Origin of the sequence: Nocardioides terrae (assembly GCF_900112345.1) — a bacterium.
Classification (GTDB): Bacteria; Actinomycetota; Actinomycetes; order Propionibacteriales; family Nocardioidaceae; genus Nocardioides; species Nocardioides terrae.
The window spans coordinates 130,661-144,029 of the sequence record NZ_FOLB01000008.1; the positions used below are offsets into that span (position 1 = coordinate 130,661).

Here is a 13,369-nt window from a genome sequence, read left to right on the forward strand (position 1 = left end):
GCACCGCGAGCTCGCCTAGCACGGAGGAAGTCATGTCAGCTGCTCCCAACCTCGAGTCGGCCAGGAACCGGCCGCGCTCCGTCGCATTCGGCCTGCTGGCTGTCGGGCTGGCCCTCACTGGCTCCGCGTGCGGCGTCAGCTCCAGCAGCACGTCGTCGGACTTTGGCGACACCGTCCGGATCGTGCTTCCCGAGGAGCCGCCGTCGCTGGAGCCGTGCGACTCGTCGAACACGGGCGACGGCGTCGTGGAGCGCTCGAACATCACCGAGCCGCTGACCGAGCTCGACCTCGCGACCGGTGAGCTGCACCCGCTGCTGGCGACGGAGTGGAAGAAGACGACTCCGACGACCTACACCTACACCCTGCGCAGCGGGGTGAAGTTCAGTGACGGATCGGCCTTCGACGCCGAGGACGCCGCGTTCTCGATCGACCGGACGGTGAACAACACCGAGCTCGGCTGCTTCGTCGCCGGCTACGTGTTCGGCGACGAGAAGGTCCAGGTCAAGGCGGTCGATGCGACCACCCTGACCGTATCGACGGCCGAGCCGGACCCGATCCTCCCGCTGCGCCTCTCGTTCGTCGAGATGGTGCCCAGCGAGATGAGCACCACCGAGAAGGTGCGCGAGCCGATCGGCACGGGCCCCTACGAGATCAAGAAGTGGGATGCCGGACAGAAGCTGACCCTCGCCGCCAACCCGAAGTACTGGGGCGACCAGCCGGCCTACAAGACGGCCACCTACGTGTGGCGCTCGGAGGGTAGTGTCCGCGCCGCGATGGTGAAGGAGGGCGAGGCCGACCTCGCGACCCAGATCGGTCCCGACGACGGCGCCGGCGACCTCGAGGTCCAGTTCCCCGACGACCAGACGGCCGCGCTCCGGATCCAGGGCTACATCCCGCCGCTGAACGACATGCGGGTGCGCCAGGCCATCAACTACGCCATCGACCGCGAGGGCCTGGTGAAGTCGCTGTTCAACAGCGACACGACCATCGCCGAGCAGCTCATCCCGGAAGGCATCACCGGCTTCAACGACTCCCTGAAGCCGTGGCCGACCGACGTCGCCAAGGCCAAGCAGCTGATCGCCGAGGCCAAGGCCGACGGCGTTCCGACGTCGACCCCGATCCGGCTCGTCGGGCGTTCCGCTCAGTTCCCGAAGATCGAGGAGATCATCCAGGTCATCCAGAAGGAGCTCACCGAGATCGGCCTGAACGTCAAGATCGAGATGGTGGACACCAAGGGCTCCACCGAGCTGCAGCAGCGCCCCTTCCCGAAGAACCCCGGTCCGTACCTGCTGATGATCCAGCACGGCAACCAGGCCGGTGACGCGGCGTTCAGCGTCGACCAGTACATGCTGAGCAACGGGTTCCAGAGCGCGTTCGGCACCCCGGAGCTCGACGCGATGATCAAGTCCGCCGAGAAGCAGGAGGGCGACGCGCGCCAGGCGGCCTTCGAGAAGGTCTTCGCGTACGAGCCGACCCACGTCGGGCAGTTCGCCTACATCGCGCACATGACCGGGATGATGGCGATCGCGAGCGGCGTCGACTACAAGCCCAACGTGAACACCGAGAACGAGATGCACCTCGCGGAGATGACTCCGAAGAAGTGACATCGGGGCGGCCGGCCCCCCGGGGCCGGCCGCCCTCGAGTCGTTGCACCGCACCCTGTCGACCCTGAGGATGCCATGCTCTACTTTCTACGCCGGCGCTCGCTGACCAGCCTGCTTCCGCTTCTCTTCGTCCTGGTCGGCGTGTTCGTCCTGGCTCGCTTGACGGGCGACCCGACCTCGCTCTACCTGCCCGAGTCGGCCACGGCCGAACAGCGGAGGGCCTTCGCCGCCAGCCACGGCTTCGACGACCCGGTGTGGAAGCAGCTGCTGCACTACCTCCAGGGCATCCCTCACCTGGACTTCGGCACCTCGCTGCGCACCGGCCAGACGGCCGCGTCGATGGCCCTGCGCGCCTTCCCGAACACCCTCCAGCTCGCCTTCGCCACCATGCTCATCTCGGTCGTGGTCGCGGTGGTCCTCGGCAGCTGGGCGGCCTACCGGCCCAACTCGCTCGCCGACCGGATCTCGTCGCTGCTGTCGATGACCGCGGGCAGCGTCCCGGACTTCTGGTTCGCGATCATGGGCGTCTGGATCTTCGCCGTGATCCTCGGGGTGCTGCCGACCTCGGGCACCGACAACGGCCTGCTCTCCTGGGTCCTCCCGGTCGTGACGCTCTGCGTCCGCCCGATCGGTGTGCTCACCCAGGTGGTGCGCGGCGCCATGGTCTCCGCGCTGTCGGCGCCGTACGTCCGGCTCGCGCGGAGCAAGGGCGCGACCGACGTCCGGCTCGTCACCCACCATGCGTTGCGCAACGCCGCGGCGCCGGCGCTCACCGTCGCCGGTGACCTTGCCGTCGGCCTCATCAACGGCGCCGTCGTCGTCGAGACGATCTTCGGCTGGCCCGGCATCGGCAAGCTGATGATCGACTCGATCCTCCAGCGGGACTTCGCCGTGCTGCAGGCCTGCGTCCTGCTGACCGCGCTCTCCATCTTCGTGCTCAACATCCTCATCGACCTCGGCTACGCCTTGCTCGACGCCCGCGTCCGCGAGACGGTCAAGGCCTAGGAGACGACATGACCACCATGATCGACCCGACCGACGGCGTCGCGCCGGAGACCGGCGCCACCCCGCCTCCACGGTCCGGCCGCCTATCGATGTGGCGCCTGCTGCTGCGTGACCGGATGGCGACGGTCGCCCTCGTCGTCCTCGTCCTCATCGTGCTGTCCACCGTGGGTGGCTCACTGATCCTCGGGGACAAGTCCAACGACCAGGACCTCGCCAGGGGTGCGATCGCACCCTTCTCGCTCGACCACGGCTGGCTCTACGTGCTGGGCAGCGACAAGCTCGGGCGGAGCATGATCGCCCGGATGGTGGTGGGCGGCCGTACGACGCTCGCCGTCGCGGTGCCCGCTGTCCTCATCTCGCTCGTGATCGGCTCACTGATCGGCATGTGGGCCGGCTACCACCGCGGCTGGCGAGAGACCGTCGCGATGCGGGTCGCCGACGTCATCATGAGCTTCCCGTCACTGCTGATGGCGGTGGTCGTGCTCTACGTGTTCTCCCCGAGCGCCAGCATGATCGTGGTCGTCCTGGCGATCACCCGCATCCCGATCTACCTGCGCACCGCTCGCGCGGAGTCGGCGGAGCTGCAGAGCCGCACGTTCGTCGACGCCGCGCGGACCTTCGGCACCCGGCCGACGGCGATCATCCGCCGGCACGTCTTCCCGATCGTGCTGCCCACGCTGCTCACCGTCGCCACCCTCGACTTCTGCTACGTGATGCTGGCCGAGTCCTCGCTGAGCTTCCTCGGCATCGGCATCCAGCCCCCGGGAGTCAGCTGGGGCCTGATGGTGTCGCAGGGTCGCCAGTACCTCCAGACCGCGTGGTGGCTCTCGTTCTTCCCGGGCCTCGCGATCGTCGTCACCGCCGTGTGCTCGACGCTCCTGGCCTCGTGGGTCCGGATCGCCACCGACCCCTCCCAGCGCTGGCGTCTCACGGTGCCGCGCAAGGCCGCCGCCCGTCGGCGCCGGCAGGCCCCGATCGTTGAAGGAGAAGTCTCGTGACCGCCACCTCGCTCGATCTCGACGGCGCCACCCGACCGCGCGGCGACGTGGCGCTCGACGTCGAGAACCTCAGCGTCGACATCCGCACGCCGTTCGGCACCGTGCGTGCCGTCGACAGCGTCTCGTTCACCGCGCGCCGGGGCGAGACCGTCGCGCTCCTCGGCGAGTCCGGCTGTGGCAAGTCGCTGACCGCGACCTCGATCGTCGGTCTGGTCGACCCGGTGGTCGACATCGCCGACGGCGCCATCCGGCTCGACGGGGAGGACCTGATCGGGATGTCCCCCAAGCGGCGACGGGCCGCCGCCGGTCCCGAGCTCGCGATCGTCTTCCAGGACGCCCTGACGGCGCTCAACCCGGTCTACACGGTGGGCACCCAGCTGGCCGAGCCGTTCCGGATCCACCGCGGCCTGTCGCGCAAGGAGGCGCGCGCCGAGGCGATCCGCCTGATGGAGCGGGTGGGCATCCCCGAGCCGGAGAGTCGCGTCGACTCCTATCCGCACCAGTTCTCGGGCGGCATGCGGCAGCGACTCCTGATCGCGATCGCGGTGGCACTCTCGCCGGCCGTGCTGCTGGCCGACGAGCCGACGACCGCGCTGGACGTCACGGTCCAGGCGCAGATCATGAAGCTGCTGCGGGACCTCCGCGAGGAGCGGGACATGGCCGTCGTCCTGATCACCCACGACCTCGCCCTCGTCGCCGAGCAGGCCGACCGGGTCGTCGTGATGTACGCCGGCAACGTGGTCGAGTCCGGACCGGTGGACGCGGTCTTCAGCACGCCGAAGCACCCCTACACCAAGGGTCTGCTGGAGTCGGTGCCCGTCGCCGCCGAGCGTGGTGCGGACCTGAAGTCGATCGGTGGTGCGCCGCCGGAGCTCTCCGCCATCCCGTCGGCATGCGTCTACCAGGACCGCTGCCCGCTGGTGCGAGACATCTGCCGGACCGACCGCCCACCGCTGCGCGAGGTCGCCGAGGACCACGCCGCTGCCTGCCACTTCTCCGAAGAGGTGTCCCGATGAACGACGGCTCCACCACCCACCAGCCACTGCTCTCCGTGCGGGACCTCACCAAGACCTTCTCGGTGCGGCACGCCGGCAAGACCAAGACGCTCCGCGCGCTCGACGGCGTGTCCCTCGAGCTGCACCGCGGGGAGACCCTCGGGCTGGTGGGGGAGTCCGGCTGCGGCAAGTCGACGCTGGCGCGCACGCTGCTCATGCTCGAGCGGCCCGACTCCGGCTCGATCAGCTTCGGCGGGGTCGACCCCCACGCCCTCAGCGGCAAGGACCTGCTCGACTTCCGCCGACGGGTCCAGATGGTCTTCCAGGACCCGTTCGCCTCGCTCAACGCACGGATGTCGGCGGGCGCCATCATCTCCGAGCCCTGGCGCACCCACCGGTCCTTGTACCCCAGCTCCCGGGACCGCGCCGCGCGGGTGCGCGAGCTCCTGCACCTCGTCGGTCTGCGCCCGAGCGACGCGGAGAAGTATCCGCAGGAGTTCTCCGGCGGCCAGCGCCAGCGGCTCGGCATCGCCCGTGCACTGGCGCTGAACCCCGACCTCATCGTGTGCGACGAGCCGGTCTCCGCGCTCGACCTGTCGGTCCAGGCGCAGGTGCTCAACCTGCTCAACGACCTGCAGCAGGAGCTCGGAGTCGCCTACCTCTTCATCTCCCACGACCTCTCGGTCGTGCGTCATGTCGCCGACCGGGTCGCGGTGATGTACCTCGGTCGCGTGGTCGAGGGCGGCGCCACGGAGCCGACGTTCGACGAGCCGCTCCACCCCTACACGAGCGCGCTGATGTCGGCGGCCCCCTCGCTGGACCGGGCCGGCAAGAGGGAGCAGATCATCCTCGAGGGCGAGATCCCCTCACCGATCAACCCGCCGTCGGGCTGCCGGTTCCGGACCCGCTGCTGGCGCGCCACCGAGGAGTGCGCCACCGTGACGCCGCCGCTGGTGCACGACGACGCCGCGCCGGGCCACACCGCCGAGTGCTTCCACCCGCTCCAGCCCGCCGCCGCAGCGGCCTCGTGAGTGGGCTGACGCCGGCCGGCTTCGTCGTCATCGCGATCGCGGTGCTGCTCGCCGCTGCACTGCAGGCCTCCATCGGGTTCGGCATGGGGATGCTGGCGGCGCCGGTCGTCGCGCTCGTCGACGCGTCGCTGATCCCCGCCACGCTGTTGTTCGTCGCGCTGCTGGTGACGTCGACGACCGCACTCATCGAGCGCCGGCACCTCGACCTGCGTGGCACGGGCTGGGCGATCGTGGGGCGCATCCCGGGCAGCGTGGCCGGGGCGGCGATGGTCGCCGTCCTGCCGCAGCGCGCCCTGGCGCTGATGCTCGCCGCCGTGGTCCTCCTGGGCGCCGGCTTCACCATCCTGGGCTGGGCGCCGCGGCCCGTGCGACCGACGCTGGTGCTCGCCGGCGCGGCCTCGGGCCTGCTCGGCACGGCGACGTCGATCGGCGGGCCACCGATGGCGCTGGTCTGGCAGGGCAAGTCCGGGCCCGGACTGCGCGGCTCCATGAACGGCTTCGGCCTGTTCGGCGGGATCCTGTCCCTGGCGCTGCTGACGTCCTCGGGGTCGGTCTCGCGCGGCTCCTGGGAGGTGGCGCTCGCGCTGGTGCCGGTGTCGCTGCTGGGCCTGTGGCTCTCCCGCCACGTGAACCACCTGCTCGACGCCCGTCGCCTGCGCGGCACCGTCATCGGTGTCTCGTGCTTCGGCGCGCTGATCCTGATCGGGCAGCAGCTGGTCGGGCTGGCCTGACCGGCCGGCTACGAGCGCACCGGTGTCAGCACGGCACCGGTGCTCAGGAACGCCTCGAGGTTGGCCAGGACCGACCGAGCGATCGCCTCCCGGGTCTCGACCGTGCCGCTGCCCAGGTGGGGGAGCAGGACGACGTTGTCGAGGGCGAGCAGGCCCTCGGGGACCTGCGGCTCCCGCTCGAACACGTCGAGGGCGGCGCCGCCGAGCCTTCCGTCGGCGAGCATGGCCACCATCAGCTCCTCGTCGACGACCGAGGCGCGTGCGATGTTGACCAGGAACCCGTGCGGTCCCAGGGCGTCGAGCACCGAGCGGTCGACGAGCCGGCTCGTCCCGGCACCACCGGTCGCCGCGACCACGAGTAAGTCGGCCTCGCGGGCCAGCTCGACGACGGAGTCGGCGTAGCGGTAGGGCACATCGTCGCGGGCACTCCGGTTGTGATAGCTGAGCGCCACGTCGAACCCCTCGAGGCGGCGTGCGATCGCTCGGCCGATCCGCCCGAGACCGAGGATGCCGACGCGGGCGCCGGTCACCTTGCGGGTCAACGGGTAGCTCTCGCCCGACGCCCAGGCGCCTCGGCGTACGAACCGGTCGGCTGCCGAGATCCCTCGCATGACGTCGAGGAGCATGGCGACGGCAGCATCGGCGACGCAGTCGGTGAGGACGTCAGGGGTGTTCGCCACCTGGATGCCGGCCGCGGCCGCATGGGCGAGGTCGGTGCGCTCGACGCCCACCCCGTGGTTGATGACGGCGCGCAGCCGCGGCAGCGCCCGCATCATGTCGCCCGGCGCGCCGGTCCGGCCGGAGACGACGAGGACCTCGGCGTCGGCGTGCGTGGCGAGGAAGCTCTCCCGGCGCTCGTCATCGGGAACCGCGAGAGCGCCGTAGTCGCGGTCGAGCCGCGCGACCAGGTCGGGCTTGAACCAGCCGGACCGGAGCACCCGGGCGCTCGCGGCGGGAACGTCGGCACCCATCAGCGCACCACGTTGCGCAGCGGCTGGCCGGACGCCAGCGCGTCGACGTTGTCCGTGATGTCCCGCGCCCGGCCGGCGAAGACCTCCTCGGTGTGCCCGGACTGGTGCGGCGTGAGCACGACGTTGTCGAAGTGGGAGAAGTCCAGCGTGGAGGGCGGTGGGCGGTCCGCGTCGCGAGGGTTGCGCCACCACACGTCGAGGCCGGCGCCTGCGATGGTTCCGCGGGTGAGCGCGTCGTGCAGGGCCTGCTCGTCGACGACCGCGCCCCGGCTGACGTTGATCAGCAGCGCGTCCGGTCGCATCCGCGCCAGCGCGGTCGCGTCGATGAGGCCGCGGGTCGACTCGTCCAGCGGCACGGTCACCACCACCACGTCGGAGGTCGCGAGCAGCTCGGGCAGGTCCGCCTCGCCCCCGACCCAGTCCAGGGTGACGCCCGGCGGCGGGGCGGCGGCCGGGTTGCGCCGTACGGCGCGCACGCGCATGCCGAGAGCGCTCGCTGTCCGCGCCACCGTCGCGCCGATCTCGCCCAGCCCGATCACGCCGAGCGAGCTTCCGGCGACGACGCCGCCGAACGGGTGCCCGGAGTCGACGATGACGTTGCTCCACACGCCCGCGCGCATCTCGCGGTCCGAGCGCAGCACGTGGCGGCGCAGCATCATCGTCACCATGAGGACGTGCTCGGCGATCGAGCGGCCGTGGTGGAAGGTGTTCGCGACCTGGACGCCGGGCGGCAGGGCATCCATGGCCACCTTGTCGAAGCCGGCGCCCGTGACGTGCACCAGCCGCAGCCGCGGCATCGAGCCGAGAAGGGCGGCCGGCGCGGAGGAGCAGACCAGGACCTCGGCGGTGCTGGCCGCGGCGCTCAGTGCGGGGTCGTCGCCGAACGCGAAGGTCCAGTGGTGAGGACTGGACCCCTCGCGCGTCAGGACTTCCGCGAAGCGGCCCATGATCGGCTCGGTGACGAGCACCTCGACGAGGGTCACCAGCGCTCCGCGGACGGGTCGAAGTCAGGCTCGAAGCGGCGCATGTAGCCGGTGTCGTCACGCTCCCGGAGCCCGCAGTGCAGGTACTGCTCGTGGAGGCGGGCCAGCCGGTCCGGGTCGAGCTCGATGCCGAGGCCCGGCGCTGTCGGGACGGTCACGGCGCCGTCGCTGAAGACCAGCGAGCCCGGCACCACGACGTCGTCCTCGGGATCCTTCCAGGGCCAGTGCGTGTCGCAGGCGTAGTCGAGGGTCGGGGTCGCAGCGGCGAGATGGGTCATCGCTGCGAGGCTGATGCCCAGGTGGCTGTTGGAGTGCATGGACAGCCCCATGCCCCACGTCGCGCAGATGGTGCCGAGGGTCTGGGAGCGACGTAGGCCGCCCCAGAAGTGGTGGTCGGACAGGACGACCTGCACGGCGTCCTGGGCGACTGCGGGCGGCAGGTGCTCGAAGGAGACCACCGCCATGTTCGTGGCGAGCGGCATCGGCACCTCTCGCGCCACCGCGGCCATGTGGTCGATGCCCTTCGTCGGGTCCTCGAGGTACTCGAGGATGTCGGCCAGCTCGGTGCCGACCTTGATCGAGGTCGGCACCGTCCAGGCTGTGTTCGGGTCGAGCCTCAGCGGGTGGTCGGGGAAGGCGGCGCGGAGCGCACGGATCGCCTCGATCTCCTCCTCGGGCGGACGCACTCCGCCCTTGAGCTTGATCGCGGAGAAGCCGTAGTCGTCGATGATGCGGCGCGCTTGCGTGACCAGGCCCGCAGGGTCGAGCGCCGCGCCCCACTCGTCCTCGGCCTCGCCGGGGTGGCCTGCCCACTTGTAGAACAGGTAGGCCGAGTAGTCGACCCTGTCGCGGACCGCTCCTCCGAGCAGCTCGCTGACGGGCACGCCGATCAGCTTTCCCTGCACGTCGAGGGCCGCGACCTCGAAGGGTGACAGCACGCGGTCGGCGGCGGAGGAGTTCATGACCATGCCGCCCATGCCGTGTCCACCGACGCCGTCGTCGGCGGTGAGCGAGGCGACGACCGCGCGCATCATCGCGTTGAGGTCGAAGATGTCGACACCGACGAGCAGCTCGGCAGCACGCTCGAGCCGTCGCAGGTGCGGGAGGTCGCCGTAGGACTCCCCGAGCCCGGCGGTCCCGTCCGCGGTGACGACCTCGACGATGCTCCGCAGGGCGAACGGCTCGTGCGCGCCCACGGTGTTGAGCAGCGGCTTGTCTCGGAAGGCCACCGGAGTGACCCGGACACCGGTGATCGGATGGGCGGCGTGGTCGGCGGGCATGTCCCCATCATGGCACCCGTCTACGACTGTAGACAAGAGCCACTGATGAAGATGTCAGGACCAGGCGATACGACTCTCGAGCGGGGCGACGACGCGTGTGATCCGGTCGCTGGCGTTGCGGAGCATCGCCACGATCTCCTGTTCGCGCTCGGGGGAGAGCCGGGCGACGGGGATCGAGGCGCTGATGGCGTCGGTGGCGGGATGGGCGTACGGGAGCGCGACGGCGAAGCAGCGCAGACCGAGTGTGTTCTCCTCGTTGTCCACCGCGTAGCCGCGCTCGCGGACGATCTCGATGTCGGCCTGCAGGGCCTTCCGATCGGTGAGCGTGTTCGGCGTCAGCGGGCTCAGCGTGTCCGGTAGGTGCCGCTCGAAGTCGTCAGTGGGCTGCGCGGCGAGGATGGCCTTCCCCAGCGAGGTCGCGTAGGCCGGCAGGCGACGGCCCACCCGGCTGTAGGGGCGCAGGTACTGCGAGGACTCCCGGGTCGCGAGGTACACGACGTCCTGGGCGTCGAGGCGGCCGAGGTGGAAGGTCTCGTCGGTCTGCTCCCGCAGCTCATCGAGGAACGGCGTGACGAGCGGCAGGTAGGGGTCGGTGTCGAGATAGGTCGTGCCCGCGAGCAGGGCGCGGATGCCGATCCCATAGAGGGTCCCCGAGGAGTCGGCGCGGACCCACCCGTAGGTCACCAGCGTGCGCAGGAGCGCGTGCAGGCTGCTGCGGGGCACGCCGAGGGCCTCGCTCAGCTCGCGCAGCCGGACGGGCTTGTTCTGCCGGGCGGCGAGGAACTCCAGGATCTCCACCGTGCGCGCGGCCGACTTCACCTCACGGACGCCACCTGTGGTGATCGGCGGTTCGGTGGTGTCGTTGTCGATCGACGACGTCACGGCGGGCTCCCTGTCTGTTAGGCGATGTTGCGGCAGCATATCCTCGCATGCAGCAGCGCGTTCACATATGTATATGCGCGCCCTGCATCGTGTTCAAGGAAAAGTCTTTGCTATCGTTCTATCATGCAGACACCGTCCACATCCGTAGATGCGCCCGCCACGGCCGGTTCCTTGCACGGACTCCGCGCAGTGATCACCGGCGGGGGAAGCGGGATCGGACGGGCGATCGCGACCGCCTTCGCCCGCGAAGGTGCGGAGGTGCTCATCTCGGGCCGGTCGGCCGAGCGGCTCGAGGCCGCCGCGGCGGAGATCGGCAGCGGCGTCCGGGCGGTGCCGACCGACGTGACGGTCGAGGCCGACGTCCGACGGCTCTTCGAGATCGCCTGCGCCGACGGCGCGCGCCTCGATGTGCTGGTCAACAGCGCGGGGGCGTTCGCCGGCGGTGTCGTGGACGACCTCAGCCTGGAGGACTGGCAGACGGTGATGGACGTCAACGTCACCGGGACGTTCCTGTGTTCGCGTCAGGCGTTCCGCCACATGCGGCCGCACGGCCGCGGCCGGATCCTCACCATCGGCAGCATCGCTGGGTCGCGGGTGCGAGAGCACTCGGCGGCGTACTCGACCTCGAAGCACGCGGTCTGGGGGCTGACCCAGGCGCTCGCCCTGGACGGTCGTGACGACGGCATCGCAGTGACGTGCCTGAACCCGGGCAACACCCTCGTCGAACGCCGCGCCGACGGCGTGGCCGTCGCCGGTCGCGATCTGGGCCCGGAACCGATGATGGCGACCGACCACGTGGCCCGGCTGGCGGTGCTGACGGCGGCGCTGCCGCCCGACGTCACGCTCCTGGAGGCGACCCTCCTCCCGGTCGCCCAGCGCTACGTCGGCCGCGGCTGATGCTCCGACGCAGCCCGCTGCCGGCCATGCCGGCGACGGCCGCCTCTTCATGTCCCGACCTCGTCGACCAGTAGGAGAACCTCTCTCGTGACCGCTAGCTTCGCCGCATCCGTCATGCTGGCCACGCCGCTCGGCACCGACTCGGCCGCCCTGTGTGCCGGGATCGGTGCGCGCGAGCGCCTCGCCATGCACCGTCGTCTCGTCATCGCCGGCACGTTGACCGCGTTCGAGGCCGGGATGCCGGTGGTCGGCGTGCTGCTGGCCGGCGTGGTCGGGGACGCGCTGGGGGACGCGGCCCGGATCGTCGGGGGCATCCTGCTCGCCGTGTTCGGCCTCTACCTGGTCCGCTCGTCGTCCGGCGACGAGGAGCACGCCACCCCGGTGGGGGTGGGCGCCTTGCTCGTTGCCGGTCTGGCCGTCTCGATCGACGAGGTCGCCGTCGGGATCTCGCTCGGCCTGTCCGGCATCAACCTGCCCGTCCTGGTGAGCACCATCGCCGTGATCGTGTTCTCGGCCACCATGGCGGGCCTGACCCTCGGCGGTCTGCTGGCCAAGCATGCCGACCGGGCGGGCAAGGTCGCCGGGTGGCTCCTGGTCCTGCTCGGTGTCCTGATCGCGGTGGGAGTGCTCTAGCCACCCGCGCTCGGCCGGCCGCTCCGGCCGGTGCATGCTTGTCGTCCCGACTAGTTCTGAGGTTCCTCCGTGTCTGACAGTGTCTCCACCGATCGTGTCGCCGCCCGTGAGAGGGAGCGCGTCGACGGCGAGAACTCACGCTCCTGGCAGCTCGTCAACGCCCGCTCCGTCGACCTGTTCGACGCGGCTCGGCTCGGCCGCACCGACCAGGTCATCCTCGATCTCGAGGACGCCGTCGACCCCGCGCTCAAGCCCGAGGCGAGGGAAGGCGTGGTCGAGTGGTTGAGCTCGGGCGGCAGTGCGTGGGTGCGCATCAACGACTGCACCACGACGTTCTGGAGCGACGACCTCGAGGCGCTCGCGGGGCTGCCCGGCCTGCGCGGCGTGATGCTCGCCAAGACCGAGTCGCCGGACCACGTCACCGACACCTGGCAGCGGCTCGGTGGCCGCACCCCGGTGCTGGCCCTCGTCGAGTCAGCGCTCGGGATCGAGTCCGCCGCCTCGATCGCGACCGCTCGCGGCGCCTTCCGCCTCGCGTTCGGCAGCGGTGACTACCGGCGCGACACCGGCGCCGAGAACAACCCGCTCGCCATGGCCTACCCGCGCACCCGGCTCGTGCTGGCCAGCCGGATCGGCGGCCTGCCCGGCCCCATCGACGGGCCGACGGTCGGCAGCAGCCACGCGATGCTGCGCGAGCAGTCCGCCGACGCCGTGGGCATGGGCATGACGGGCAAGCTGTGCCTCGACATGGAGCAGCCGGCGGTCATCAACGAGGCCTTCAGCCCGTCGCCGTCCGACGTCGCGTGGGCGCTCGACTTCCTGCGCTCGTTCGCCGAGGCGGGGGGCGTGATCCGGGATGGGAGCGACAAGCCCCGACTGGCCCGCGCCGAGCGGATCAAGGAGCGCGCCCAGATCTTCCGGATCTCCGTGGACTGAGCCCTCGCGGGAGAAGGCGTCAATGGCGGTGATCGACGACGTCCGGCCGCTTGGCAGCGAGCTGGAGCGGTCCTACGAGGTGTTCGTCCGCGGCCGGCTGAAGTTCCGCGTCCAGCAGATCGTCTACGTCGCGTTCTCGCTCGACGAGCAGGTGATGGGCTTCGCCTTCCCCCGGGAGGAGCGCGCGGCGCTCGTCGCCGGCGAGCCCGAGAAGTTCCGGCTGCCGTCCGAGTCCGACCTGCGCTTCAACTGGGTGCACGCCGATCTCGCTGCGCTCGCCCCCGCCGAGGCCCGCGAGCTGGTCGTCGACGCGTGGCGCATGGTCGTTCCGCAGAAGGTCTCGCGCGCCTACGATCTCGCCCATCCGGACGGTCCCGGCTGAGGTCGTCGGGCCTTCCGACGGACGCTCGGGTGCCCCACCAT

General features: G+C 70.8%; 14 protein-coding genes. 10 read left to right on the plus strand and 4 right to left on the minus strand.

Annotation, left to right across the window (positions count from 1 at the left end; all coding sequences use genetic code 11):
* The first annotated feature begins 32 nt into the window (after positions 1 to 32).
* The 6 genes from BM236_RS12125 (at position 33) to BM236_RS12150 (ending at position 6,364) form a co-directional block, all read left to right on the plus strand.
* A complete protein-coding gene (locus BM236_RS12125) occupies positions 33 to 1,604 on the plus strand; it encodes an ABC transporter substrate-binding protein (RefSeq protein ID WP_091124102.1) in 1,572 nt (523 codons plus the stop codon).
* A 75-nt stretch (positions 1,605 to 1,679) separates the two neighbouring features.
* Entirely contained in the window at positions 1,680 to 2,609 is a 930-nt protein-coding gene (locus BM236_RS12130) for an ABC transporter permease (protein WP_091124105.1), read from the plus strand.
* A gap of 8 nt (positions 2,610 to 2,617) precedes the next feature.
* Positions 2,618 to 3,607: an ABC transporter permease gene (locus BM236_RS12135; protein WP_091124106.1), complete on the plus strand. Its 990-nt coding sequence runs from the start codon at positions 2,618 to 2,620 to the stop codon at positions 3,605 to 3,607.
* Positions 3,604 to 4,623, plus strand: a complete 1,020-nt coding sequence (locus tag BM236_RS12140) for an ABC transporter ATP-binding protein (protein ID WP_091124108.1) — start codon at positions 3,604 to 3,606, stop codon at positions 4,621 to 4,623. The genes BM236_RS12135 and BM236_RS12140 overlap by 4 nt, the downstream gene beginning before the upstream one ends.
* On the plus strand, positions 4,620 to 5,633 hold the full coding sequence (locus BM236_RS12145; protein ID WP_091124109.1) for an ABC transporter ATP-binding protein: 1,014 nt from the start codon (positions 4,620 to 4,622) through the stop codon (positions 5,631 to 5,633). The genes BM236_RS12140 and BM236_RS12145 overlap by 4 nt, the downstream gene beginning before the upstream one ends.
* Positions 5,630 to 6,364, plus strand: coding sequence for a sulfite exporter TauE/SafE family protein (locus BM236_RS12150; protein ID WP_217645314.1), 735 nt, complete (start codon positions 5,630 to 5,632; stop codon positions 6,362 to 6,364). Before BM236_RS12145 ends, BM236_RS12150 begins: the two co-directional genes overlap by 4 nt.
* 8 nt (positions 6,365 to 6,372) lie before the next feature.
* Here BM236_RS12150 and BM236_RS12155 read toward each other — a convergent pair whose 3' ends face one another.
* Genes BM236_RS12155 through BM236_RS12170 form a run of 4 tightly spaced genes read right to left on the minus strand, consistent with a single transcriptional unit; the run spans position 6,373 to position 10,480 of the window.
* Positions 6,373 to 7,335, minus strand: coding sequence for a 2-hydroxyacid dehydrogenase (locus tag BM236_RS12155; RefSeq protein WP_091124111.1), 963 nt, complete (start codon positions 7,333 to 7,335; stop codon positions 6,373 to 6,375).
* The gene (locus BM236_RS12160; RefSeq protein ID WP_217645315.1) at positions 7,335 to 8,318 is read right to left on the minus strand and encodes a 2-hydroxyacid dehydrogenase; all 984 of its coding nucleotides are present in this window, start codon (positions 8,316 to 8,318) and stop codon (positions 7,335 to 7,337) included. The genes BM236_RS12155 and BM236_RS12160 overlap by 1 nt, the downstream gene beginning before the upstream one ends.
* On the minus strand, positions 8,315 to 9,598 hold the full coding sequence (locus BM236_RS12165; RefSeq protein ID WP_091124112.1) for a glucarate dehydratase family protein: 1,284 nt from the start codon (positions 9,596 to 9,598) through the stop codon (positions 8,315 to 8,317). Before BM236_RS12165 ends, BM236_RS12160 begins: the two co-directional genes overlap by 4 nt.
* A 54-nt stretch (positions 9,599 to 9,652) precedes the next feature.
* Positions 9,653 to 10,480 (minus strand): IclR family transcriptional regulator, encoded by an 828-nt coding sequence (locus BM236_RS12170; protein ID WP_245750302.1) that lies wholly within the window; start codon positions 10,478 to 10,480, stop codon positions 9,653 to 9,655.
* Positions 10,481 to 10,651: 171 nt separating this feature from the next.
* On the opposite strand from BM236_RS12170, the gene BM236_RS12175 reads away from it, so the two are divergent.
* The 4 genes from BM236_RS12175 (at position 10,652) to BM236_RS12190 (ending at position 13,328) form a co-directional block, all read left to right on the plus strand.
* Positions 10,652 to 11,377: an SDR family oxidoreductase gene (locus tag BM236_RS12175; protein ID WP_217645316.1), complete on the plus strand. Its 726-nt coding sequence runs from the start codon at positions 10,652 to 10,654 to the stop codon at positions 11,375 to 11,377.
* 87 nt (positions 11,378 to 11,464) lie between these two features.
* Entirely contained in the window at positions 11,465 to 12,010 is a 546-nt protein-coding gene (locus BM236_RS12180) for a manganese efflux pump MntP (protein ID WP_091124117.1), read from the plus strand.
* A gap of 69 nt (positions 12,011 to 12,079) precedes the next feature.
* A complete protein-coding gene (locus BM236_RS12185; protein WP_091124118.1) occupies positions 12,080 to 12,946 on the plus strand; it encodes an HpcH/HpaI aldolase/citrate lyase family protein in 867 nt (288 codons plus the stop codon).
* 22 nt (positions 12,947 to 12,968) lie between these two features.
* Positions 12,969 to 13,328 (plus strand): MmcQ/YjbR family DNA-binding protein, encoded by a 360-nt coding sequence (locus BM236_RS12190; protein WP_091124120.1) that lies wholly within the window; start codon positions 12,969 to 12,971, stop codon positions 13,326 to 13,328.
* The last annotated feature ends 41 nt before the right edge of the window (positions 13,329 to 13,369 follow it).

Bases quoted from the DNA above. Each gene is read 5' to 3' on its own strand.
- BM236_RS12145 (WP_091124109.1), top strand. From the start codon at position 4,620: ATGAACGACGGCTCCACCACCCACCAGCCACTGCTCTCCGTGCGGGAC.
- BM236_RS12155 (WP_091124111.1), bottom strand. From the start codon at position 7,335: ATGGGTGCCGACGTTCCCGCCGCGAGCGCCCGGGTGCTCCGGTCCGGC.
- BM236_RS12165 (WP_091124112.1), bottom strand. From the start codon at position 9,598: ATGCCCGCCGACCACGCCGCCCATCCGATCACCGGTGTCCGGGTCACT.
- BM236_RS12135 (WP_091124106.1), top strand. From the start codon at position 2,618: ATGACCACCATGATCGACCCGACCGACGGCGTCGCGCCGGAGACCGGC.
- BM236_RS12125 (WP_091124102.1), top strand. From the start codon at position 33: ATGTCAGCTGCTCCCAACCTCGAGTCGGCCAGGAACCGGCCGCGCTCC.
- BM236_RS12130 (WP_091124105.1), top strand. From the start codon at position 1,680: ATGCTCTACTTTCTACGCCGGCGCTCGCTGACCAGCCTGCTTCCGCTT.
- BM236_RS12190 (WP_091124120.1), top strand. From the start codon at position 12,969: ATGGCGGTGATCGACGACGTCCGGCCGCTTGGCAGCGAGCTGGAGCGG.